This is a genomic window from Variovorax sp. AC194, assembly GCF_979257995.1.
In genome coordinates this window covers 4,966,988-4,989,291 of sequence record NZ_OZ409823.1, presented here as the reverse complement: position 1 = coordinate 4,989,291, position 22,304 = coordinate 4,966,988, and the positions used below count along the sequence as shown (strand labels likewise).

Below are 22,304 nucleotides of genomic sequence, written 5' to 3'. Positions count from 1 at the left end.
GGTCATCGTGCGAGAAAGGCGAGCCGGTAGACGCCGGCGAAATTGGGGTTGTCGTCGGACGGGCGCCAGCGCGTGTCGCTCCAGCCGAGCAGCTGGGTGGCGCGCACGGCGCGAAGGCCGTTGTCGCCGGGCTCCACGCGGCCGGTGTGATAGGCGATGTAGTTGCCCATCCACACCATCAGGTGCTGCTCGTCGCCCTGGTCGTAGAACAGCATGTCGCCCAGGAGCGCCTGCTGCAGCTGGCGCGTGACGAAGCGCGTGTTCTCCTGCACCAGCTCGAGCGCGCCGACGTAGGCGTCGCGCGTGCCGTCGGCGCGCCGCCAGGTGTTGCGCAGCGGCGCCGCGGCGGCCGGGTCGATGTCGGGCGGCAGGCGGCGCGCCAGCAGGCCGTTGGCGCGCCGCCAGGCCACGTCGTGTTCGCGCAGCGATTCGGCCACCGAGAAGCGCACCAGCCCCGCGCAGTCGCGGTGCGTCCAGCGCGGCGTGGGGCCGCGCTCGATCTGCTCGTGGATCAGCAGGGTCATCCAGTCGCGGAAATGCGCGGACTGTTCGCGATCGAGCGATGGCGTTGCCGCCGCTGCGGCAAGCGCGGGCAGCGCCGGCATCGCGGACGCCAGCGCCAGCGCCGCGCCCCGGCCGAGCGCCGTCCGGCGGTCGATGCCGGCCGTGATGGACGGGCGCGTCACTTGGGCTGCTGCGCCGGTGCCGCGGCCGTCATCGCCTGCCACTCGACCGGCACCCAGCCGTTGCCGTCGCCCGCGCCTTGCGCCACGGCCCGTGCGGGCGGCAGCTTGCGCAGCGCATCCAGCCGCGGCACCAGGTGCTGGCGGGCGGCCTGGCGCAGGATCTCCTGGTCGGCGGGCAGCACGGCCATGGCTTCCCGCTGCAGCAGGTCGGCGATCTGCGCGGGCGCGCCGACCACCAGCGTGGCGCCGCCCGCCGGGGGCAGCGTATCGGCCACGCCCGGGTAGCGCTTGGCCTGGGTGTTCAGCGCGAGTTCGACCAGCTTGTCATCGGGCGAGAAGGCGACCCAGCGGCCCTGCCGCGTGAGGGTGGGCCGGTAGGCCTTGTCATCGCCATCGGCATACGGGCCCCACGGACCTTTCACCTGGCTTTGCCATTTGCCGATGCCGGGTTTCGCGGCGGGGTCGGTGCTTGCGGCGTTGGTCGAGATCACCCAGCTCGCGAGGCCCGCGAGCGTCGCATCGGTCTCGGGGCCGGCGGACGCCTTCAGCCGCGCGACGAAGAGCGGCGTGTGCAATTGCGAGCGGGCATACCAGCAGATGGCGGCGGGGCCGTCGAACTGCGCGGCCAGGGCCTTCATCGCATCGGCGTTGGGAGGTTCGACCGGCTGGGTGTCGCCGGTGGCCGAGGGCGGCGGCGGGGCGTCTTCCATCAGCTTTTCCATCTGGCCCCATTCGACCGGCAGCAGCGTGCAGGCGGCCGGGTTGGCCGGCAGCGCCGACCACAGCTCGCGGTCGCCCGGCGCGGCGGGCAGCGTGCCGGATGCCTTCACGCGCACGGAGGTGCGCAGCGTGGCGCCGTTCGGCGCGACGTCGAAGCGAACCGTCTGCACGCCCGGAAAGAAATGCTGGTAGCCGAAGGACAGCAGCCGCGCATCGGCCACGATCGCCGAGCCGCCCGTTGCACCCGTTGCGCCGGCCGCCTGTTCACCCAGCCCGAAGCCGCGGCGCCAGGCCGATTGCGAGCGGGCGTCGCCGGACAGGAGACCCGCCACCACCTCCAGCGCCGACGCGCTGGCCTGGCTCTCGTTGTTGAACAGCAGGCCCGCATCGCTCAGCACCACCACGCGGTTGCCCTGCGACAGCAGCACCAGCGTGCGGCGCGGCGACAGCACCAATGCGTAGGCATCGACGTCGCTGCCGTTGGCCTTCAGCGTGCCGATGATGCTCAGCTGCGAATCCTTGGCGGCGATGCCCGCCAGGCCCTGCAGGGCGGTGGCCACGGCGCCGCGGGTCATGGTCAGCGCCCAGTAGCGCGGGGCGCCCTTGGCGTCGGGCCACCAGGCCATCTCGGCCGGCTCGTCCAGGGCGGTGGCCAGCAGCTGGTCGGACCAGGTGGTTTCGCGCTCGTAGGCGATGCGCTTGATCGCGCCGCGCAGGCTCAGCCGGTCTTCCTGGTCTTCGTAATAGAAGGCGAAATCCTCGGTGAGCACGTCGCGCACCACCGGTGCCTGCACGATGTCGCGCGGCAGGCGCGAGAGCGCGGGGGTGGAGACGTAGGCGAAGGGCGCCGCGAGGTCCACGTTCAGGGCGTTGATGTCGCCCTCGAAATGCGGCCGCCGCATCTTGACGACGGCCACGCCCGCACCCGCCAGCACGATGGCCGCGAGCGCCGCGACCATCCATTTTTTTCTTGTGTCCATGAGTCCCTACCCGACATGAAGGCCGCGCCGCCCCCCGGCAGCGCGTGGCCGCGATTCTGGCAGGTCCGCAAGACGCTGACGCGGCGCCGGGCCGAAGCCGGTTCAGCCGATGACTTCGGGCCAGTCGGTGTGGAAGAACTGGCCTTCGGGCTTGTCGGTGCGCTCGTAGGTGTGCGCGCCGAAGAAGTCGCGCTGCGCCTGCAGGAGATTCGCCGGCAGCCGCTCGGTGCGGTAGCTGTCGTAGTAGGCGAGCGAGGCGCTGAACGCCGGCACCGGGATGCCGTTGCTCACCGCCAGCGCCACCACCTCGCGCCAGTTCTGCTGCGTGCGGTTCAGGAGGTCCTTGAAGAACGGATCGAGCATCAGGTTGCCCAGCGCCGGATCGGTGCGGAAGGCGTCGGTGATGCGGTTCAGGAAGCGCGCGCGGATGATGCAGCCGCCGCGCCAGATCGACGCGATGCCGCCCAGGTCGAGCTTCCACTCCTTCTTGTCGCCCATCGTCTTGATGAGGTCGAAGCCCTGCGTGTAGCTGATCGCCTTGGAGGCATAGAGCGCGTCGTGCACCTTGGCCACCAGCGCCTTCTTCTCCAGGGACAGTTCGACCTTCGGCCCCTGCAGCACCTTGCTGGCCGCCACGCGCGCCTTCTTCTGCGAGGAGAGCACGCGCGCCTCGACCGCGGCGTTGATGGTGCTGATGACCACCGCGTTCTCGGCCGCGTTGATGAGCGTCCACTGGCCCGTGCCCTTCTGGCCGGCCTTGTCCAGGATCATGTCGACGATGGGATTGCCGGTTTCCGGGTCCTTCTGCTCGAGCGCCTTGGCGGTGATCTGGATCAGGTAGCTCTGCAGTTCGCCGTCGTTCCATTCGTTGAAGATCGCGGCCATCTCGTCGGTCGTGAAGCCCGCGGCCTTGAACAGGCTGTAGGCCTCGCAGATCAGCTGCATGTCGCCGTACTCGATGCCGTTGTGCACCATCTTCACGTAGTGGCCCGCGCCGCCGGGGCCGATGTGAATGACGCAGGGCTCGCCGTCCACCTTGGCCGCGATGCTCTCGAAGATCGGCTTCATCACCTCCCAGGTGGAGAGCGGGCCGCCCGGCATGATCGAGGGCCCCTTGCGCGCGCCTTCCTCGCCGCCCGAGACGCCCGCGCCGATGAAGCGGAGGCCCTTGCTCGAGAGGTACGCGTCGCGGCGCTCGGTGTCGGTGTAGAGGCTGTTGCCGCCGTCGATGACGATGTCGTCCTTGTCCAGCAGCGGAATGAGTTGTTCGATCACCTGGTCCACCGGCGCGCCGGCTTTCACCATGATCTGGATCTTGCGGGGCTTGGCCAGGCTCTGGACGAACTCCTCGAGCGTCTTGGCGCCGACCAGTTTCTTGCCCGGGTTCGCGGCGACGAAGGCCTCGGTGGTGGCCTCGGTGCGGTTGTAGACGCTGACCTGGAAGCCTCGGCTTTCCACGTTCAGCACGAGGTTCTGGCCCATCACGGCCAGGCCGATCAGTCCGAAATCGCTTTGCTTGCTCATGTTCGTTGCGCCCTTCATGCGTATGCGGTTGGTGGTGGTCGTAGTGACGGTCATTGTGCCGGGGGCCATCGCCGCCCGCCGTCGGAGGGCGTCTATACCCGCTTGGCAAACGCGCCCGGGCTGGCTATGTTGCGGGATGACCCACGCCGTCGCTCAAGTCACCCAAGTCACTCCCGCCGCCATCCAGACCTGGTCGACCGACGCCGTGCCGCAGCCCCAGCGCCTGGACTACTGGATCGGCGCGATCTGCGAAGGTTTCCTCGAAATGGACGTGACCAGCAGCCAGGCGCGCACCTTCGGCGCCACGCTCGAATCCGTGCCGCTCGGGCCCCTGGGCGTGAACCGGGTGCGCGGCACGGCGCAGGACGTCTACCGCACCCGCCGCGCCATCGCCCACAGCCGCAGCAACTACTACTACCTGCTTTGCAAGACCGATTCGCCCTGGGTGGTCGTGCAGGAAGACCGGTCCGCCCGCATGCTGCCGGGCGACGTGGTGCTGGTCGATTCGCGGCGCTGCTACGCCTTTCACTTCCTGCAGTCGGCCGACACGATCTCGATCGAACTGCCCACCGCGTGGGTCGAGTCGTGGCTGCCCGATGCCGGCGACCTCGTGGCCCAACGCATCGACGGACGCACCGGCTGGGGCGGCGTGCTCGGCAGCTTCGCGCAGCAGCTCTCGCCCGAGGTGGCCGCGAAGCCGCCGCTGCCGCCGGCGCTGCTGACCGACCAGCTGGGCGGGCTGCTCTCGCTGGCGTTCGGAAAGCCGGTTGCGATGCCCGACCAGGGCGGCCGCGCCGAACTGCGCCGGCGCGTGCTCGACGCCACCCGCGAGCGCCATGCCGAGCCCGGCCTCACCGCCGCGGCCGTGGCGCGCGAGCTGGGCATTTCGGAGCGCAGCCTGCACCGATGCCTGGCCGATGGCGCCACCACCTTCGCGACCGCGCTCACCGGCTTTCGCATGCAGGTGGCGCAACGCATGCTGGCCGATGCGCGCTTCGACCGGTTGAGCGTCGCCGAGATCGGTTGTCGCGTCGGGCTCTCCGACGCCTCGCACTTCGTGCGGCAGTGCCGCCGGCACCTGGGGCGCACGCCGGGCGAGCTGCGGCGAATGCGCTGATGTGCTGACGCGCGCTCAGAAGTTGTGCGAGATGCCGAACTGCAGGCCCCTGGCCGCGCGGCCCGGCGTGCTGGCCGGCGACGAGTCGGCCACCACGTAGGCCGCGTTCCCGCGGTTGCGCAGGAGCGAGTAGGTACCGTACAGCGCGGTGCGCTTGCTCAGGTAGTGCACGTAGCCGACGGCGTATTGCGTCGCGTCGTCGTTGTCCAGGCCGGGCCCGGAGCGGTTGGAGCGCGCGACCGACACCTTGATCACGCCCGCACCGACCGGCACGCTCACGCCCAGCATCGCGTTGACCTGCTTGTCGCCCTCGGTCTTCTGGCGGTAGTAGTTCGCGTAGAGCTTGGCGAGGCCGAAGTCGTAGGTGCCACCCAGGGTCGCCACGGTGTAGTCGTTGGGGCCGACCGGCGTCACGCCGTAGGCCGCGGCGACGTCGACCGTGCCGTTGGTCCAGCCCACGCGCCCGCCGCGGTAGCGCGCGCCGTCCTCGCCCTCGGGCAGGGCGTACATCGCCTGGCCGTAGAAGCCGCCCAGGCCTTTGGGCAAGAAATAGCCCACCGAGTTGTTGGCGCGTGCCAGCGTGCGCGCACCGCCGAGGCCAAAGGGCCAGCCCTCCACGATGTTGGCCGAGCCGCCGACGCCCACGGTGCCGAAGGGCGAGAACTGCGAGATGTTCCAGAACGTGGGCGTGTAGTCGCGCCCGAGCCGCAGCTCGCCGAAGCTGTTGTGCGACAGGCTCACCGTGGAGCGCCGGTGAAAGCCCGTGCCCTGGATCTCGCCGGTGTCGGGCAGCAGCGCCATCTCCAGCCAGAAGCTCGCGGCGAGGCCGCCGCCCAGGTCCTCGGTGCCGCGAAAGCCCAGGCGGCTGGGGAAGATGTTGCCGCCCTGGTCCATCGATTTGACCGAGCGGCCGTCGCTCCTGGAGTACGTGACGTTCATGTCCAGCGTGCCGAAGACCTGGACGCTCGATTGCGCCGAGGCGCTCGCGGTGGCGGCGATGCAGATCGCGCCGGTGACGGCGTGCGGCAGCCGGCGGCGAATGCGATAGGGAAGGGTGCTGATCCTCATGGGTGTCTCCTCGTTGTAGAAATGAATTGGCGTGCGTCGGCGCACGGCGCCTGCATTGCAGGCACCGCGGCGTGGGAACTTGGGGAAAGAAAAAGCGGCGCCGCGTTCAGCCGCGCCGGGGCACCGTCAGTCGATGCGGATGTTCTTGGCCTTGATCAGCCGGCCCATGGCCTGCGCCTCGCGCTCGACGGCGGCCGCCGCTTCGGCGGGCGTGCTGCCGATGGGGTCGAGCCCCGCCTCGTTGATGAGCCTCACCATCTCGGGCGAATGCGTGATGGCGACGATCTCCTTGTGCAGGCGCTCTACCACCGCCGGCGGCGTCTTGGCGGGCACCCAGAAGCCCAGCCAGGTGAACACCTCCACGCCCGGGTAGGTTTCCGAGAGCGTGGGCACGTCGGGCGCCGCCGGGCTGCGCTTGCTGCCCGTGTAGGCCAGGGCCTTGAGCCGCCCCGACTTGATGTTGGCCAGCGCCGAGACGGGCGGCTCGAAGCCCAGCTGCACCTGGCCGCCGAGCAGGTCGGGCGCGGCGCTCTGCTTGTAGGGCACGTGCAGCAGCTCGATGCCGGCCGCCTCCTGGAACAGCTCGAAGCCCAGGTGCGAGGTGGTGCCGGAGCCGTACGAGGCGAAGGAAATCTTGCCCGGCTCGCGCTTGGCGAGTGCGACCAGTTCGGGGATGTTCTTCGCCGGCACCGCGCTGTTGGCCACGATGAACGAGCCGCCCTTGAGCGCCTGGGTCACGGGCACGAGGTCGTGCTTCGCGTCGTAGGGCATCTTGGAGAGCAGGAACGGCGTCATCGTGAACGGGTTGCTGGTCGAGAACAGGATCGTGTAGCCGTCGGGCGCCGCCTTGGCCACCGCATCGGTGCCGATGGAGGCCAGCGCGCCGGGCCGGTTCTCCACCACCACCGGCGTCTGCAGCGCGCGGCCGAGCCGGTCGGCATAGGCGCGCGCGAAGATGTCGGAGCCGACACCCACTGGTGTGGGCGTGATGATCTTGATCGGGCGCGATGGCCAGGGCGCGCCCTGGGCCCAGGCGGACTCGAAGGTGCTTGACGCGGCCAAAGCGATGAATGCAGCGAGCAGCGAGTGGGTGAGTTTTTTCTGCATGGTTTGTCTCCGGTATTTCTTGTATTCGGGGCGCGACGCTTAGGCGGCGTCGTCGGGCAGCGGTGGATAGGCCGTGGCATCGAGGCCCGGCACCGTCACCCGCGACGGATCGTTGCCGTGCGCCTGCAGTTGCTCGACGGCGTAGTCGGTCACGCAGCCCGAGAGCAACTGGCGCGGGTCTTCGAGCACCACGCGCAGCCGCGTGTTCAGCGCGCGCCAGTCGTCGGGCCCGGCGATGGCCGGCATTTCGGCGACCGCGCGCGTGTCGGCATCGAGCACGGGGCGCACGGTCGAGCTGGGCTCGTAGCGCGGATAGCTCTCGTACATCAGCGCGCCGAGTTCGCTCACGGCATGCGTGTGCGCCCAGAGCTGGCGCATCGGCGTCTCGAAGGCGCGGAGAGCCGCGATGTCGTTGGCGGCGCCGGGCGCGAACTCGCCCGCGTGCGGCGCGATGAAGAGCCGGTCGAGCGAGAGCGTGTGGCGCGAGGCCCCGAGGATCATCGCGGCCACCGAGTTGGTGGTCCAGGTCACGCCGGCGGTCGGCCGGCCCTGGCGCCCCACGACCAGCGCCATGGCGCGCGACCAGTCGATGGCATGGCGCTCCAGCCAGCCGATCACCCGGTGGCTGATGTCCATGCCGACCAGGAAGAAGGTCGCGATCATCACGGCATTCATCGGCACGGTGGCGCCGACGGCGGTGCCTGTGCCCTCGAGGTAGTGCGTGCGCATGTCCTCGGGCGTGAAGAGCTCGGGGCGCGCGAGCACGCGCTCGAGATATCGCTCGGTCAGCGCGCACGAGTAGTGCACCAGCTTCGCGATCTTCTCTTCGCGCCCCCGGTAGGCCGGCACCGCGATCGTGTCGCGCCAGAGCGCCACCGAGTTGGCTTCGCGCGCGATGCGCGTGGCCGCCAGCAGCCGCCCGGCCTCGGTGCGCCACAACGGTCCTTCGGGGTCGACCAGGCGCATCTTGAGGATCGACGCCACCGCCGGTCCGTGGTGCGAGATGCCGGCCAGCTCCTTGAAGCCGCGCGTGGACAGGCGAAAGCCCTGCACCTCGGGGTCGCGGCCGTTGCCGGGGAACAGCACCATGTCCGCGCTGGTGGCCACGATGAGCGGGTCGCCCGCGGTCGCGGCGCCGGTCAGCGCGGCGAGGTTCGCGCCGATGCCCTTCGGGCCGCCTGTGTAGGTTTCGAAGAGCCGCAGCAGCTCGGGGCTCTGGTGGCTCTGCGGCGATACAGGAAGCTGATTCATTCGGGCTCCTTGCCTGCCGCGAGGTCGAGGCGGTACACGCGGCTCGGCGTGCGGAACCGCACCTCGCCGCTGAGGCTGTTCGTGACCACGAGGTAGCGCCGGCCTTCCGATTCGAAACAGGTCGCGTCGGTGCCGCCGGACGTCGGGAACTCGCCGACGGGGACCATGAGCCCGTCCTGCATGCGCGAGACCGTCGACTGCAGCCGCGGGATCGGCGCCTCGCGCGTGCCGTGCAGGAAGTTGATCTGCACCAGCCGTCCGCCATCCGCCGTCGGTATCCATTCGAACTCGCGGCCGCCCGGGCCGCTGAGCACCTGGTGCGGTTCGAAGCGGCCGTCGGTCCAGCGGAAGAGCACGGTCTCTTCATGCAGGCAGGCGAACGCGAGCCAGGTGGCGCCGGCCGTCTCGAAGCAGCAGAAGGCGCGCCCGCTCTTGCCGTCGAATTCCTGGAAGGGCTCGAAGGCGTCGCCGTTCCAGCGCAGCAGCTGCGAGGGCACGGCATGGTCGGCATAGGCCAGCAGCTTCTGTCCCTCGACCTCGAAGAAGGCCCAGTTGTAGCCCCAGCCCGAACGCACCGTCTGGCCCTTGGCGAAGCGCTCGCCGTCCCATTCGAAGAGGCACGATTCGGCGCCCGGCGCGAGCGGCGCATCGCCGTGGGTCACGCCCTGCGCGAGCGCGAGGAAATGACGGCCCTCGATCTCGAAGTGGGTCCACTGCTTGGCCGCCGAAGTCGGGATGCGCTGGAATACGTCGAAGCGGCCGTCCACCAGTTCGAAGATCGTCGAGTGCGTGTCCAGGGCATACGGACCCGAGCCGGTGCGCAGGCTCGCGGTGGCGAGAAATGCGCGCGTGCCGATGCAGAAGAACTCGGCGTCTTCGCCGCCCGGCACCGGCAGGCGCGCGTGTTCGACGAACTGCCCGCTTTCCCAGCGGTAGACCAGCGCCTCGACGTCGCTGTTGCCCAGCGTCATCTGCGCGGGCTGGCCGGCGATGTCTTGCGCCAGTTGCGGCACCACGAGGTAGCGCGTGCCGGCGTGCGTGAAGACCTCGGCGGCGCGCGCGCCGGAGGTGTCGAGTTCCTGGAGGCAATGCATGAGGGGCATGAGAGGCATGAGGGTGGGATCGGTCATGGATCAGAAGCCGAACAGGCGCGCGGGGTTGTCGGCCAGCACCTTGCGGCGCGCGGCCGCATCGGGAATCCAGTCGGCCAAGAGGTTCAGCAGTTCGCCGGTGTCGCGACCGCCCTCGGGAATGTGCGGCCAGTCGCTGCCCCAGATGACGCGATCGGGCACGGCCTCCACGATGGCCTGCGCAAGCGGCCGCAGCTTCGCGTAGTTGCCGTCTTTCGCAAGACGGTACGGCCCCGAGAGCTTGAACCAGCCGCGCCCATCGGCCACGGCGCGCAGCAGGCGGTCGAAGTCGGCGCGGGTGAGGCCGTCGCTCTCCAGCATGTAGCCCATGTGGTCGATCACGAAGTCCGATTCGAGATCGGGCAGCACCGGAATCAGGTCGCGCACGACCCAGCCCGGCGTGTAGAACTGCACGTGCCAACCGAGCGGCGCGATGCGCCGGATGCTGCGCTCGATGTACGCGTGCAGCTCGGCCACGGGCAGCTGCGCGCGCAGGAACAGGTCCAGCCGCAGCGCACGCACGCGGCGCGCGTGCATCGCGCGAAGTTCCTCTTCAGGCACCTCGTCCGTCACCATCGCGACGCCGCGCGCGCGGTCGCCCACGGCGTCCAGCGCATCGAGCATGCAGCGGTTGTCGGTGCCGTAGAAGCTGGGCTGCACGATCACGAAGCGTTCGATGTCCAGCACGCCGAGCGCGCGCCGCAATTGCGCGAGGTTGCCGTCCGGCAGCGTGTAGTGCGGGTGATCGACGTGCGGGTACGGCCCGGCGGGGCCGAAGACATGCACGTGCGCATCGCAGGCGCCGGCGGGCACCTCGAAGGCCGCGCGGGTGAGGGTCTGCGCGTCGCGCATGGGCTTGGAAGTGAGGATCTCGTGGGTCATGGTCGAGCGGTGGCGGAAGAAAAGGAAAAAAAGGGAGGCGTTCAGTCGAGCTTGATGCGGCCGCTCGCGAGCAGTGCGCGCAGGCGCCCGATCTCGCCGGCGACGGTGCGCTGCATTTCCGCGGGGTCGCCCGACGCGGGCTCGAAGCCCTGCGCCGTCAGCGATTCGCGCAGCTTCGGGCTGGCCAGCGTGCGCTGCCAGGCCCGCAGCACCGCCTGCTTTTCGGCGGCCGGCGTGCCGGTGGGCAGCACGAGGCCGACCCAGGAGCGGTATTCGTAGGCGCGCAAGGCGGGCACACTGGTTTCGGCGTAGCTGGGCACCTGCGGCAGCATCGCCCAGCGCCGGGACGACGTGGCCGCCAGGGCCCGCACCCGGCCGCTCTGCACGAGCGGGACGATGGGCGCGGTGGCGTAGAGCATCAGGTCCACCTCGCCGCCGGCCAATGCGGCCATCACCTGCGCCTCGCCTTTGTACGGGATGTGGCGCGCATCGATGCCCAGCGTGTGCAACAGCTCCTCGCTTTGCAGGTGCAGGCTGGTGCCGATGCCGAAGGAACCGTAGGTGAGCTCGCCCGGATGGGCCTTCGCGTACTGCACGAGTTCGGCCATGTCGGCCACCGGCAGGCCGGCGCGCACGGCCACCACGCCGGCGTTGGTTGCAGCGATGCCCAGGGCGTCGAAATCAGTCAGCGGGTCGTAGCCGGGCGCCTTGTCGACCACCGGATTGACCGAGGCGATGGACGGCGACACCGCGATCAGCGTGTGGCCGTCGCGCGGTGCGCGCAGGGCGGCCTGCACGCCGATCTTGCCCGCCGCGCCCAGGCGGTTGTCGACCACCACCGGGTGGCCCAGCGCGGCCGACAGGTCGGGCGCGAGGAGTCGCGCGACGCGGTCGATGGGGCCGCCGGGCGGCGCGGGCACGATGATCGTGTAGGCCTGCGGTGCGGCGGCAGAGGCGGTGCCCAGCAGCAGGCCCGCCGCGACAAGCAGCGCCCGCCAGTCAGGCCGCGCGCGCATGCGGCTTCTCCGCGGCAATGGATGCATGGGCGGCCAGCGCGCCGCGCACGCGCTCGTGCATCGCGGTGAGCAGCACGTCGGTGTCGATGCCCGTCATGAGGAAGGGCGCCGCGCCGCGCGCGAGCAGCTCGGCGTTCAGCGCCGCGTCGGCGATGCCGCCGATCGACAGCGGCGTGCCGGCGCGTGCGCAGGCCGCGAGCGCGGTGTCCAGCGCGTGCTGCACCAGCGGGTGGCGGTAGTCGCCCGGCACGCCGAGTTCGGCGCTCAGGTCGTTGCAGCCGATGCTCACCAGATCGACGCCGGGAACGCGCGCGATCGCCTCGGCGTTCTCGATGCCCAGCGGGCTCTCGATCAGCACGTTGACGACCACCGCATCGTTGGCCAGGCGGTAGGTCTCGGCCGCCGGCAGCCGGCGATAGCCGAACTGCGGCAGCGCGGCGATGGCCGAGCGGTGGCCGTGCGGCGGAAAGCGGCAGGCGGCGGCCAGGTCGGCGGCCTGCGCGGCGGTCTCCACGCGCGGAAAGATCAGGCCCGATGCGCCCGCGTCGAGGAGCCTGCCGATGGCGCCGTACTCGCGCTCGGGCACGCGCACCAGCGCCATCAGGCCCAGGTCGTGCGCCGCGGCGCAGATCGCGCCGGCCGCATCGAGCGGGATGGTGCTGTGCTCCAGGTCGATCCAGATCGCGTGGTGGCCGCTGGCCTTGGCCAGCCGGGCGACATCGGTGGTGCGCGCCATGCGGATGCCGAAGGCCGCGAGGGGTTCGCCGCGGGCCAGCCCCTGGATCAGCGGATGGCCCTGGAACGGGCGGGGTGCAGGGTGCGCCTGCGGCTTGTCTCTGCTTGTCATGCAGGCATCGTAGGCAAGCTGTCTTATATTTGGAAATACTGTTTTTTGTCGGTTTTCAATACCTGGGAAATATCATGGAACTGCGTCACCTGCGCTATTTCGTCGCGGTTGCCGAGGAGCTCAACTTCACGCGCGCCGCGCAGCGCCTGCACATCGCGCAGCCGCCGCTGAGCGTGCAGATCCAGGCGCTCGAGGAGGAACTGAAGGTGCGGCTGCTCGAGCGCGACAAGCGGCGCGTGTTCCTCACGCAGGCGGGGCGCCATTTCCTGGAGCGCGCGCGCGGCATCCTGCAGGATGTGGAAACGGCCAAGGGCGAGGCGCAGAGCGCGGCCTCGGGCGAGGTGGGGAGCATCGCGCTGGGCTACACGGCGTCGTCGATGCTGTCGCCGGCGATGCCCGGCGCCATTCTTCGCTTCCGAAAACAGCATGCGCGGGTGGTGCTGACCTTGAAGGAAATGACCTCGCTGGAGCAGCTCGATGCGGTGCACGGTCGCAGCCTCGACATCGCCGTGCTGCGCCGCCCGAACGTCGAGATCCCGACCGGCATCACCGTGGAGGAGTGGTACCAGTCGCCGCTCACGGCCGTCGTGCCGCGCGAGCACCGGCTCAGCGGCAAGCCGCTGCGCATTGCCGACCTGCGCGACGAGCCGCTGGTGATGTACCCGCGCAATGCCGGCATCGGGCTCTACTGGAAGGTGCAGGACCTGTGCGCCAAGGCGGGCTTCCGGCCGCGCATGGTGCAGGAGGCGCGCGAGGCATCGACCATCGCGGGGCTGGTGGCCGCCGGCGTCGGCATCGCGCTGGTGCCGGGCGACACGCGCTGCATCCAGCTGGACGGCGTGGTCTACCAGACGGTGCTCGACAAGGAGGCCGTCTCCAGCCTCTACCTGGCGCACCGGCAGGCGGACCCCAATCCGTATGTCGGCCTGATGCTCAAGGAGCTTCGCGCGGCGCTCAAGCGCAGGGCGAAGCGCCGGGTCACGTCGTAGCGCGCTGCCACCGCAGCGTTCGCAGCGTTTCAGATGCTGCGCAGGTTGACCCGCCGGGACAGCGCCTCCGCGCTCTCCTTGCGCTCGCTGTAGCGATCGACCAGGTGGTCCGCGCAGTCGCGCGTGAGCAGCGTGAACTTCACCAGTTCTTCCATCACGTCGACCACGCGCTCGTAGTACGGCGACGGCTTCATGCGGCCGTCGTCGTCGAACTCCATGAAGGCCTTGGCCACCGACGACTGGTTGGGGATCGTGAGCATGCGCATCCAGCGACCGAGCACGCGCAGCTGGTTCACCGCGTTGAACGACTGCGAGCCGCCCGACACCTCCATCACCGCGAGCGTCTTGCCCTGCGTGGGGCGCACCGAGCCGACGGCCAGCGGGATCCAGTCGATCTGCGCCTTCATGATGCCGGTCATCGCGCCGTGGCGTTCGGGCGATGTCCACACCATGCCTTCGGACCATTGCGCGAGCGCGCGCAGCTCCTGCACCTTCGGATGGTCTTCGGGTTCGGCGTCGGGCAGCGGCAGGCCGCGCGGATCGTAGATGCGCGGCTCGGCGCCCATCGCGCGCAAGAGGCGCGCGGCCTCCTCGGTCAGCAGGCGGCTGTAGGAGCGCTCGCGCACCGAGCCGTAGAGCAGCAGGATGCGCGGCGCATGCGTCGCGTGCATCGCGCGCGTGGCGGGCAGCAGCGCCTGCAGGTCGGGCTTGCGAAAGGCTGCCGCGTCGAGGTGGGGGAGATCGTCAGGGCTTGGGAACACGCTGGCCTTTCGCGTCGATGACGACTTCGCCGTCTTCCTTGGTGAATGCGCCGCGCTGCGGGCGCGGAAGCATGTCGAGCACCGCCTCGGACGGCCGGCACAGGCGCGTGGCGATCGGCGTCACCACGATCGGCCGGTTGATGAGGATCGGGTGCTGCAGCATGAAGCCGATGAGTTCGTCGTCGCGCCACTTCGCATCGCCGAGGCCGAGCTCGTCGTAGGGCGTTCCCTTTTGGCGCAGCACCTCGCGCACCGGCACGCCCATCGCCGCGATCAGCCGCTGCAGGGTGGCGCGGTCGGGCGGGGTCTTGAGGTACTCGATGACGGCGGGCTCCTCGCCCGTGTTGCGGATCAATGCGAGCACGTTGCGCGACGTGCCGCAGGCGGGGTTGTGATAGATGGTGATGTCGGTCATGGCCCAGCAAGGGTAGGGAGCGTCAATCGGAGCGCGAGCGCGGCCAGCGCCGCGAGCAGCACGGGCACGGTCAGCACGATGCCGACCCTGAAGTAGTAGCCCCAGGCGATGCGCGTGCCTTTCTTCTCGAGCACGTGCAGCCAGAGCAGGGTGGCGAGGCTGCCGATGGGCGTGATCTTCGGGCCGAGGTCGCAACCGATCACGTTGGCATAGACCATCGCGTCTTTCACGAGGCCGCTCGCGCCCGATGCATCGATCGAGAGCGCGCCGACCAGCACCGTCGGCATGTTGTTCATGACCGACGACAGCGCGGCCGCGAGAAAGCCGGTGCCCAGGGCCGCGCCCCAGACGCCGCCCTGCGCGAAGACGTCCAGCAGCGATGCGATCCGGGCCGTGAGCCCCGCGTTGCGCAGGCCATAGACCACGAGGTACATGCCCAGCGAGAACACGACGATCTGCCACGGCGCGCCATGCAGCACCTTGCGCGTGCTGATGACATGGCCGCGCGCGGCCACCGCGAGAAGAAGGGCGGCGCCCGTGGCCGCCACCGCGCTCACCGGCACGCCCAGCGGCTCCAGCCCGAAGAAGCCCACGAGCAGCAGCACCAGCACGACCCAGCCCGCGCGGAACGTCGCGGGGTCGCGGACCGCATCGGCCGGCGCCCTGAGCTGCGCCACGTCGTAGCGCGCGGGAATGCCGCGGCGGAAATACAGCATCAGCACCGCGAGGCTGGCGGCCACGGCGGCGATGTCCACGGGGACCATGACCGACGCATAGGCGTTGAAGCCGATCCCGAAGAAGTCGGCCGAGACGATGTTCACCAGGTTCGACACGACGAGCGGCAGGCTGGCCGTGTCGGCGATGAAGCCGGCGGCCATCACGAACGCGAGCGTGGCCGCGGGCGTGAAGCCGAGTGCCGCGAGCATGGCCATCACGATGGGCGTGAGGATCAGCGCCGCGCCGTCGTTGGCAAAGAGCGCCGACACCGCGGCGCCCAGCAGCACGATGAATGCGAAGAGCCGCCGGCCGCGCCCGCCGCCCCATCGCGCCACGTGCAGCGCGGCCCATTCGAAGAAGCCGGCCTCGTCGAGCAGCAGGCTGATGAGGATGACGGCGATGAAGGTCGCGGTCGCGTTCCACACGATGCCCCAGACGACTGCGATGTCGGACAGGTGGACCACGCCGGAAAGCAGGGCGAGTACCGCGCCGAGCGAAGCGCTCCAGCCGATGCCCAGCCCGCGCGGCTGCCAGATCACCAGCACGAGGGTGAAGACGAAGATCAGGACGGCCGGGAGCATTCGGGGGAGGGCTCGTGTCTCAGCACTTGCAGGCCGCGGCCTTGCCATCGACCGCGCACGCTTCGCCTTCGCAGCAGTGCTCGGTGAGGTAGCCGAGGAGGCCATTCATCCGATCGAACGACGCGCGGCAGATGAGGTTGCGGCCCTGCCGCTCCTGCGAGATCAGGCCCGCACGCACAAGCTCCTTGAGGTGGAAGGACAGGCCCGTCGCCGGGACCCCCAGCGTCTCGGTCAGCGCGCCGGGCGTGAGGCCCGAGGGGCCGGCCACCACGAGGGCGCGAAAGACCCGCAGGCGTATCGGCTGCGCCAGCGCGGCCAGGGATCGGACGACGTCGTTTTCTTCCATCATTCAAGTATCCTTGAATTATTGAATGACGGCAATCCCGGCGCGTGGCGCGAACCGGCCATGGCCTTGGCAGTCCGCGGCCATCCGCAACGCGCACCCGTTCCTACAGTCGTGCTCCCTGCCATCCGCGAAAAAGGAGACACCCATGTCCGACACCTATGTTCTCGTCCACGGCGCCTGGCACACCGGCGCGGAAATCGAAGCCGTGGCCGAGCACCTGCGCAAAGCCGGCCACACCGTGCATTGCCCGACGCTCGCGGGCAACCGCGCCGGCGACGACCGCGCGACGACCACCCTCGAAGACGCGATCGCCTCGGCCGTGCGCTACATCGAAGAGAAGGACCTGACCGACGTGCGCCTGGCAGGCCACAGCTACGGCGGCATGGTGATCTCGGGCGTGGCGGACCGCATCGCGCAGCGGTTGAAGCGCCTCGTCTACATCAACGCCTTCGTGCCGCTCGATGGCGAATCGCTCAACGACATGGTGCCACCGCACTACATCGCGATGTTCGACGCCATCGCCGGGGCGAACGGCAACGCCGTGACCTTGCCGTTCGAGGTGTGGCGCGATGCCTTCATCAACGATGCCGACCTCGCGCTCGCGCAGGCGGCCTACGAAAAGCTCAACCCGCATCCGTACCGAACCTTCACCGACAAGATCCGGTTGAAGCAACCGCTCGCGGCGCTCGCGCTGGGCAAGTCGTACGTCAATTGCCAGCAGGACATCGCGCTGCCGCACAGCCTGCCGTGGCACCCGCGCCTGTCGGAGCGGCTGGGGCTTTTCAGGCTGGTGGAGTGCCCCGGCAGCCACGAGATGTTCTTCTCGAACCCCGCGCGGCTCGCGCAGGCCATCCTGGAGGCGGGGCGGGACTGAAGCCTCCGAGGCTTGCGGATTCAGGCGCCGGCAAAGAGCGCGTCGTACACGCGGATCGACGCATAGGCATCGTTGGCCGCGTAGCGGATCTGCGATTCCGTCAGCTGCTTGTTGGCCCAGTTCGAGGTGGTCGCCTTGCGCGACTTCATGAAGCGGCGGTCGAACACCAGCGCCACCGCCGTCTTCACGCCCACCGACTTGCGGTAGCCGCGGCGGCGGAATTCGTTGTCGATGTCGTACACGGCGCCCGGCTCGATGTTCAGGCGGTTGCGGATCAGCGTGAGATCGGTCGAGAGGCCGAAGCCGACCTTCTTCAACTCGGTCGAGGCGATCAGCGCGGCGACCACCGGGTTGCATTCGGTGCGGTGCAGCTGGAAGAGCCAGGCCCGCTCGCGCGTGGAGAACTGCACCACGTGCGGGCCGCCCGAGACCTCGTTCTTCGCGAAGGTGGGCTTGGATTCGGTGTCGAAGCCCGCGACACCCGCGGCCAGCAGCGTGGCGGCGGCGTGCTCGGCCTCCTGCAGCGTGGTGACGACGACGATGTCCTTCAGGTCCAGGCCCTCGAAGGGTTCGAGCAGGGCGATCTGCTCGCGTTCGGGCAGGGGCTGCAACGTGGATGTGTTGTCGCTCACCGAGGGGATGCTTTCTTGGTCTTCACTGGAGCTTTCTTTGCGGGTGATTTCTTGGCGGGAGCCTTTTTGGCCGCGGCCTTCTTCTTCGGCGGCTTGGGCGGCTGGCCCGAGCGCAGCGCGGCTTCATAGGCCAGACGGCCCCAGCGCGCCGCCTCTTCGCGATCTTCGAAAAGATCGGCGGGCGCGAGGCGGTACGACATCGGCATCTCCTTGCCTTGGCGCACGTAGGTGAAGGGCGGCAGGTTGAGCCTGTCGAAATGTTCGGCGCTGCCGGCATCGGACTTCAGGTACAGCGTGTCCTTCGCGACGAGCGCGATCATGCGGCCCTCGTGCCACACGCCGTGGCCGCCGAACATGCGGCGCGTCTGGATGCGGCCCAGGCGCTCGAAGACCTCGTGCAGGCTGTCGACGAAATCGCTCATCGCGCGGCGTTCGGCCTGACCGGCGTCGATGCTTCTGTGCCGACCACGGTGTTCCATGCCTTCACGCGCCAGCCCGTGACGATGCCGTTGAGAACATACGGGTCGGCCTTGGCGAAGGCTTCGGGCACTTCGGGCGAATCGGCCTCGAAGAGCAGCACGGCGCCGTCGGGCGGGTTGCCGGTGGCGCCGCCGAGCAGCAGCTCTCCGCGCTCCACGGCTTGCCACGCGAAGGCCAGGTGCACGTCGCGGAATTCGCCGCGGCGCGCGAGGTAGTCGGGCGCGGTGTCGTAGATCAGGAGGTAGTGCATGAAGGTGTCTCCGCGGGGTTCATGCGGTGATCTCGATGCGGTTGCCGTCCGCATCGAGCACCACGCTCTCGTAGTAGCCGTCGCCGGTGCGGCGCGGGCCGTCGAGCAGCGGATAGCCGTCGGCCTTCAGGCGCTGCGTGAGCGCGTCGACGGCGGCGTCGGAGCCCACGCTGATCGCCAGGTGCGTCCAGCCCATGCGCTGCGCGCCGGCTTCGGCCGCAACGGGCGCGAGCGTGGTGGTGGTCATCGCCTCGATGCGCGCGCCGTCGCCCAGGCTGAGGAAGCACGAGGCGAAGCCCTTGGCCGGATTGACGTAGCCCGCGCCGGCCGTCGCGCCGAAGTAGTCGACATAGAAGCGCTTGCAGCGTTCGAGATCGGTGGTCCAGAGGGCGATGTGGTCGATGCGCATGACAGGAAAAAGGTGGGACCGCTCAGTCCACCCGCCAGGGCGGGCGCGAGGGCGACCAATGGTAGGCGATGCGTTCGCGACCGCTGGTCGGGTGGTGGTCGACCGTGCCGCGCACGAGGCCGTAACGTTCGTAGAAACGCTGCGCGGCGGTGTTGGTGGTGGCCACGTGCAGGCGCCAGCCGGTCGGGATGCGCACGCACGCCTCGTCGAGCAGCGCCTGCCCGAGGCCCTGGTTGCGCAGGTGCGGCTCGACGAAGAGCTGCGCCACGTACTCGCGCCGCTCCAGCAGCACCATGAACGCGAGCACCTGGCCGTCGCGCTCCGCGAGCACCACTTCGGCCGGCGGCACGAACTCGGTCTGCACGCGCTTGAGCCAGTGCGCGATCGGTTCGGTGAAGGCCGCGTTGCGGTTGGCCGAGATCCATGCGCGGCGCCAGATGCCGGCCAGCACGATGCTCTCCTGGGCGGTGCCATCGCGCGACCGCAGGTGGAAGGCGGGGATTTGGGCGGCGGACATGCGTTTCATGATACGGCGCGTGCATCCCGCAGTCACGCCGAAGTCGATCAGGTGTGCAGCGTTTGCGCGTGGTGCGCGATGTGGTCGGCCATGAAGCTCTGGATGAAGTAGTAGCCGTGGTCGTAGCCCGCGTGGCGGCGCAGCGTGAGCGGCTGGCCCGCGGCAAAGCACGCGGCCTCGAAGGCCTCGGGGTGCAACTGCTCGGCGAGGAATTTGTCGGCCAGCCCCTGGTCGATGAGGATGCCTTGCGGGTACGGCGCGACCGTTTGCGAGCGCATGAGCGCGCTCGCATCGTGCGCGAGCCACTGCGCGCGGTCCACGCCGGGCGCGCCCAGGTAGCCGTCGAATGCCTTCTCGCCCCATGGGCACTGCGTGGGCGCGCAGATCGGCGCGAACGCCGAGAGCGACTTGAAGCGCCCCGGATGCCGCAGCGCCAGCGTGAGCGCGCCGTGCCCGCCCATCGAGTGGCCGAAGATGCCGATGCGCTGCCCGTCGATCGCGAAGTGCTGCGGTATCAGCGCCAGCAGCTCGTGGACGATCCAGCTTTCCATGCGCCAGTGCGTGGCCCAGGGCTCGCGCATGGCGTCCAGGTAGAAGCCCGCGCCGATGCCGAAGTCCCAGTCGTCCTTCGCGCCGGGCACGCCCTCGGCGGCGGGGCCGCGCGGGCTGGTGTCGGGCGCGATCAGCGCCAGGCCCAGGCTCGCGGCCATGCGCTGCGCGCCGGCCTTGATGGCGAAGGTCTCCTCGTTGCAGGTGAGGCCCGCGAGGTAGAGGAGGGCCGGCACCGGCCCGTTCGCGGCCTGCGGCGGCAGGTAGACCGAGAAGCGCATCGGCAGGCCGATCTCTTGCGAGGCGTGCTCGTGAAAGCTCTGCGCGCCGCCGAAGCACGGGTGTTCGGACAGGGTCTTGGGTGTGTGGTCGGTCATGGTTTTTTGTGGCGCAGCGCGGGGACCAGTTCGAGCACCGCATCGGCGAAGGTGCGCGGTGCTTCCTGCGGCAGGTTGTGGCCCGCGCCGGGCACGAGGCGGTGCGAGCGCGGTCCGCTGAAACGGTGTGCGTGGGCCGCGGCATCGGCCGGTGGCCGCACGCCGTCGTCGATGCCGTCGAAGGTGATCGCGGGCACGGTGATCGCCGGTTGCGCGGCAATGCGGCGCTCGATGTCCGCATACGCCGGGTCGCCGGGGACAAGGCCGAAGCGGTGGCGGTACGAGTGGATCACCACGTCGACGAAGTCGGGGTGGTCGAACGCGGCGGCGCTGCGATCGAAGGTGGCGTCGTCGAACTGCCAGGTCGGCGACCACAATTTCCACAGCAGCTTCGCGATGGCGTTGCGGTCTTTCGCGAGGCCCGCGCGGCCGCGCTCGCTGTGGAAGTAGTACTGGTACCAGAGGCTGTGCTCGTTCTCGGCCGTGTCGGGCTCCATCGCCTTGGCGATGTTCTGGATGTTGTAGCTGTTGAGCGAAACCAGCCCCGCGCAGCGCTCGGGCCACAGCGCCGCGACCACGCAGGCGGCGCGGCCGCCCCAGTCGTAGCCGGCGAGCACCGCGCGATCGATCTTCAGCGCGTCGAGCAGCGCGAGCAGGTCGGCGCCGAACGCCGCCTGTTCGCCCGAGCGCGGCGTGGCATCGCTCAGAAAGCGCGTGCCGCCGTAGCCGCGCATGTACGGCACGATGACGCGGCAGCCTTGATCGGCGAGCATCGGCGCGACTTCGGCGTAGGTGTGGATGTCGTACGGAAAACCGTGCATCAGCAACACGGGCGGGCCGTCCGCGGGGCCGGCTTCGTGGTAGGCGATTTCGAGGACGCCCGCCTCGATCTTGCGCAATGGCTCCATGCGGTTCATGGCGGGGGCCTCGCGGTGCTTAGTACAGGACCACGCCGCGAATCGATTCGCCGCGCTTCATCAGGTCGAAGCCCTTGTTGATGTCCTCCAGCGGCATGGTGTGCGTGATCAGGTCGTCGATGTTGATCTTGCCTTCCATGTACCAGTCCACGATCTTGGGCACGTCGGTGCGGCCGCGCGCGCCCCCGAAGGCCGAGCCTTCCCACTTGCGGCCGGTGACCAGCTGGAACGGCCGCGTGCTGATCTCCGCGCCCGCTTCGGCCACGCCGATGATGATGCTGCGGCCCCAGCCCTTGTGCGTGCATTCGAGTGCCTGGCGCATCACCTTGGTGTTGCCGATGCACTCGAAGCTGTAGTCCGCGCCGCCGTCGGTCAGCTGCACGATGGCATCGACGACGTTCTCCGTGTCCTTGGGGTTGATGAAATGCGTCATGCCGAACTTGCGGGCCATGGCTTCGCGCTCGGGGTTCAGGTCCACGCCGATGATCTTGTCGGCGCCCACCATCTTCGCGCCCTGGATCACATTGAGGCCGATGCCGCCGAGCCCGAACACCACCACGTTGGCGCCGGCTTCCACCTTGGCCGTGAAGATCACCGCGCCGATGCCGGTGGTGACGCCGCAGCCGATGTAGCAGACCTTGTCGAAGGGCGCGTCCTCGCGGATCTTGGCGAGCGAGATTTCGGGGGCGACCGTGTAGTTGCTGAAGGTCGAGGTGCCCATGTAGTGCGCGATGGGCTTGCCGTCCATGCTGAAGCGCGAGGTGCCGTCGGGCATCAGGCCCTTGCCCTGCGTGCCGCGGATCAGCTGGCACAGGTTGGTCTTGCGCGAGAGGCAGAACTTGCAGTGGCGGCATTCGGGCGTGTAGAGCGGAATGACGTGGTCGCCCTTTTTCAGCGTCGTGACGCCGGGCCCCACGTCGACCACGATGCCCGCGCCTTCGTGGCCCAGGATCGCGGGGAAGATGCCTTCGGGGTCGGCACCCGAGAGCGTGTAGTAGTCGGTGTGGCAGATGCCGGTGGCCTTGATCTCGACCAGCACTTCGCCGAAACGGGGACCGTCGAGATCGACGGTTTCGATGGTGAGGGGGGCTCCGGATTTCCAGGCGACGGCGGCTTTGGTTTTCATGGCGGTTTCGGGGGAAAGAGGGGAAGAGGGGGGTGT

Annotated in this window: 25 protein-coding genes; 3 read left to right on the top strand and 22 right to left on the bottom strand. The window is 69.4% G+C overall.

The genetic code is table 11. The annotated features are described in order from the left end of the window. Window positions 1-2 precede the first annotated feature (2 nt). From ACZYRS_RS23765 to gnd, 3 genes are all read right to left on the bottom strand, one after another. Window positions 3-686 (bottom strand): DUF1175 family protein, encoded by a 684-nt coding sequence (locus ACZYRS_RS23765; protein WP_463421216.1) that lies wholly within the window; start codon window positions 684-686, stop codon window positions 3-5. Continuing rightward, window positions 683-2,386, bottom strand: coding sequence for a DUF2138 family protein (locus tag ACZYRS_RS23760; protein ID WP_463421215.1), 1,704 nt, complete (start codon window positions 2,384-2,386; stop codon window positions 683-685). Before ACZYRS_RS23760 ends, ACZYRS_RS23765 begins: the two co-directional genes overlap by 4 nt. A gap of 102 nt (window positions 2,387-2,488) precedes the next feature. Continuing rightward, window positions 2,489-3,910, bottom strand: coding sequence for a decarboxylating NADP(+)-dependent phosphogluconate dehydrogenase (gene gnd / locus ACZYRS_RS23755; protein ID WP_463422530.1), 1,422 nt, complete (start codon window positions 3,908-3,910; stop codon window positions 2,489-2,491). 136 nt (window positions 3,911-4,046) lie between these two features. Here gnd and ACZYRS_RS23750 point away from each other — a divergent pair, with 136 nt between their 5' ends. Beyond that, window positions 4,047-5,027 carry a helix-turn-helix domain-containing protein gene (locus ACZYRS_RS23750; protein ID WP_463421214.1) on the top strand — a complete coding sequence of 327 codons (981 nt, stop codon included), beginning with the start codon at window positions 4,047-4,049 and terminating at the stop codon, window positions 5,025-5,027. A 15-nt stretch (window positions 5,028-5,042) separates the two neighbouring features. On the opposite strand, the gene ACZYRS_RS23745 is transcribed toward ACZYRS_RS23750, so the two are convergent. The 7 genes from ACZYRS_RS23745 to ACZYRS_RS23715 all read right to left on the bottom strand — a co-directional run bounded on the left by ACZYRS_RS23745 (window position 5,043) and on the right by ACZYRS_RS23715 (window position 12,328). Beyond that, window positions 5,043-6,095: a porin gene (locus ACZYRS_RS23745; protein WP_463421213.1), complete on the bottom strand. Its 1,053-nt coding sequence runs from the start codon at window positions 6,093-6,095 to the stop codon at window positions 5,043-5,045. Window positions 6,096-6,221: 126 nt separating this feature from the next. Further along, on the bottom strand, window positions 6,222-7,202 hold the full coding sequence (locus ACZYRS_RS23740; protein WP_198787861.1) for a Bug family tripartite tricarboxylate transporter substrate binding protein: 981 nt from the start codon (window positions 7,200-7,202) through the stop codon (window positions 6,222-6,224). Window positions 7,203-7,241: 39 nt separating this feature from the next. Beyond that, the gene (locus tag ACZYRS_RS23735) at window positions 7,242-8,453 is read right to left on the bottom strand and encodes a DUF5624 domain-containing protein (protein WP_463421212.1); all 1,212 of its coding nucleotides are present in this window, start codon (window positions 8,451-8,453) and stop codon (window positions 7,242-7,244) included. Continuing rightward, window positions 8,450-9,565, bottom strand: coding sequence for a hypothetical protein (locus tag ACZYRS_RS23730; RefSeq protein ID WP_463421211.1), 1,116 nt, complete (start codon window positions 9,563-9,565; stop codon window positions 8,450-8,452). The genes ACZYRS_RS23735 and ACZYRS_RS23730 overlap by 4 nt, the downstream gene beginning before the upstream one ends. Window positions 9,566-9,586: 21 nt before the next feature. Further along, entirely contained in the window at window positions 9,587-10,465 is an 879-nt protein-coding gene (locus ACZYRS_RS23725) for an amidohydrolase family protein (protein ID WP_463421210.1), read from the bottom strand. Window positions 10,466-10,506: 41 nt separating this feature from the next. Then, on the bottom strand, window positions 10,507-11,481 hold the full coding sequence (locus tag ACZYRS_RS23720) for a Bug family tripartite tricarboxylate transporter substrate binding protein (RefSeq protein ID WP_463421209.1): 975 nt from the start codon (window positions 11,479-11,481) through the stop codon (window positions 10,507-10,509). Next, the gene (locus ACZYRS_RS23715; RefSeq protein ID WP_463421208.1) at window positions 11,465-12,328 is read right to left on the bottom strand and encodes an HpcH/HpaI aldolase family protein; all 864 of its coding nucleotides are present in this window, start codon (window positions 12,326-12,328) and stop codon (window positions 11,465-11,467) included. Before ACZYRS_RS23715 ends, ACZYRS_RS23720 begins: the two co-directional genes overlap by 17 nt. Window positions 12,329-12,402: 74 nt before the next feature. Between ACZYRS_RS23715 and ACZYRS_RS23710 the strand changes: the two genes are divergently transcribed. Further along, window positions 12,403-13,317 (top strand): LysR substrate-binding domain-containing protein, encoded by a 915-nt coding sequence (locus ACZYRS_RS23710; protein ID WP_463421207.1) that lies wholly within the window; start codon window positions 12,403-12,405, stop codon window positions 13,315-13,317. A 29-nt stretch (window positions 13,318-13,346) separates the two neighbouring features. On the opposite strand, the gene arsH is transcribed toward ACZYRS_RS23710, so the two are convergent. From arsH to ACZYRS_RS23690, 4 genes are read right to left on the bottom strand one after another with little or no spacing between them, the layout of a single operon-like run. Next, window positions 13,347-14,078, bottom strand: a complete 732-nt coding sequence (gene arsH, locus ACZYRS_RS23705; protein WP_463421206.1) for an arsenical resistance protein ArsH — start codon at window positions 14,076-14,078, stop codon at window positions 13,347-13,349. After that, window positions 14,062-14,493 carry an arsenate reductase (glutaredoxin) gene (gene arsC / locus ACZYRS_RS23700; RefSeq protein WP_463421205.1) on the bottom strand — a complete coding sequence of 144 codons (432 nt, stop codon included), beginning with the start codon at window positions 14,491-14,493 and terminating at the stop codon, window positions 14,062-14,064. Before arsC ends, arsH begins: the two co-directional genes overlap by 17 nt. Then, on the bottom strand, window positions 14,490-15,791 hold the full coding sequence (locus tag ACZYRS_RS23695) for an arsenic transporter (protein WP_463421204.1): 1,302 nt from the start codon (window positions 15,789-15,791) through the stop codon (window positions 14,490-14,492). The genes arsC and ACZYRS_RS23695 overlap by 4 nt, the downstream gene beginning before the upstream one ends. A gap of 19 nt (window positions 15,792-15,810) precedes the next feature. Continuing rightward, complete coding sequence (locus tag ACZYRS_RS23690; protein WP_463422529.1) at window positions 15,811-16,137, bottom strand: ArsR/SmtB family transcription factor; 327 nt, start codon at window positions 16,135-16,137, stop codon at window positions 15,811-15,813. A 145-nt stretch (window positions 16,138-16,282) separates the two neighbouring features. Here ACZYRS_RS23690 and ACZYRS_RS23685 point away from each other — a divergent pair, with 145 nt between their 5' ends. Beyond that, window positions 16,283-17,011 carry an alpha/beta fold hydrolase gene (locus ACZYRS_RS23685; RefSeq protein WP_463421203.1) on the top strand — a complete coding sequence of 243 codons (729 nt, stop codon included), beginning with the start codon at window positions 16,283-16,285 and terminating at the stop codon, window positions 17,009-17,011. Between the two features lie 20 nt (window positions 17,012-17,031). On the opposite strand, the gene ACZYRS_RS23680 is transcribed toward ACZYRS_RS23685, so the two are convergent. Genes ACZYRS_RS23680 through ACZYRS_RS23645 form a run of 8 tightly spaced genes read right to left on the bottom strand, consistent with a single transcriptional unit; the run spans window position 17,032 to window position 22,268 of the window. Next, the gene (locus tag ACZYRS_RS23680) at window positions 17,032-17,643 is read right to left on the bottom strand and encodes a 3'-5' exonuclease (protein ID WP_463421202.1); all 612 of its coding nucleotides are present in this window, start codon (window positions 17,641-17,643) and stop codon (window positions 17,032-17,034) included. Beyond that, complete coding sequence (locus tag ACZYRS_RS23675) at window positions 17,640-18,065, bottom strand: TfoX/Sxy family protein (protein ID WP_463421201.1); 426 nt, start codon at window positions 18,063-18,065, stop codon at window positions 17,640-17,642. The genes ACZYRS_RS23680 and ACZYRS_RS23675 overlap by 4 nt, the downstream gene beginning before the upstream one ends. After that, window positions 18,062-18,373 (bottom strand): YciI-like protein, encoded by a 312-nt coding sequence (locus tag ACZYRS_RS23670; protein WP_463421200.1) that lies wholly within the window; start codon window positions 18,371-18,373, stop codon window positions 18,062-18,064. The genes ACZYRS_RS23675 and ACZYRS_RS23670 overlap by 4 nt, the downstream gene beginning before the upstream one ends. A 19-nt stretch (window positions 18,374-18,392) precedes the next feature. Continuing rightward, the gene (locus ACZYRS_RS23665) at window positions 18,393-18,782 is read right to left on the bottom strand and encodes a VOC family protein (RefSeq protein WP_463421199.1); all 390 of its coding nucleotides are present in this window, start codon (window positions 18,780-18,782) and stop codon (window positions 18,393-18,395) included. Between the two features lie 22 nt (window positions 18,783-18,804). After that, the gene (locus ACZYRS_RS23660; RefSeq protein ID WP_233102173.1) at window positions 18,805-19,299 is read right to left on the bottom strand and encodes a GNAT family N-acetyltransferase; all 495 of its coding nucleotides are present in this window, start codon (window positions 19,297-19,299) and stop codon (window positions 18,805-18,807) included. A gap of 47 nt (window positions 19,300-19,346) precedes the next feature. Continuing rightward, window positions 19,347-20,225, bottom strand: coding sequence for an S-formylglutathione hydrolase (gene fghA, locus ACZYRS_RS23655; protein ID WP_463421198.1), 879 nt, complete (start codon window positions 20,223-20,225; stop codon window positions 19,347-19,349). After that, a complete protein-coding gene (locus ACZYRS_RS23650; RefSeq protein WP_463421197.1) occupies window positions 20,222-21,142 on the bottom strand; it encodes an alpha/beta fold hydrolase in 921 nt (306 codons plus the stop codon). Before ACZYRS_RS23650 ends, fghA begins: the two co-directional genes overlap by 4 nt. 19 nt (window positions 21,143-21,161) lie before the next feature. Next, the gene (locus tag ACZYRS_RS23645) at window positions 21,162-22,268 is read right to left on the bottom strand and encodes an S-(hydroxymethyl)glutathione dehydrogenase/class III alcohol dehydrogenase (RefSeq protein ID WP_198789803.1); all 1,107 of its coding nucleotides are present in this window, start codon (window positions 22,266-22,268) and stop codon (window positions 21,162-21,164) included. Between the last annotated feature and the right edge of the window lie 36 nt (window positions 22,269-22,304).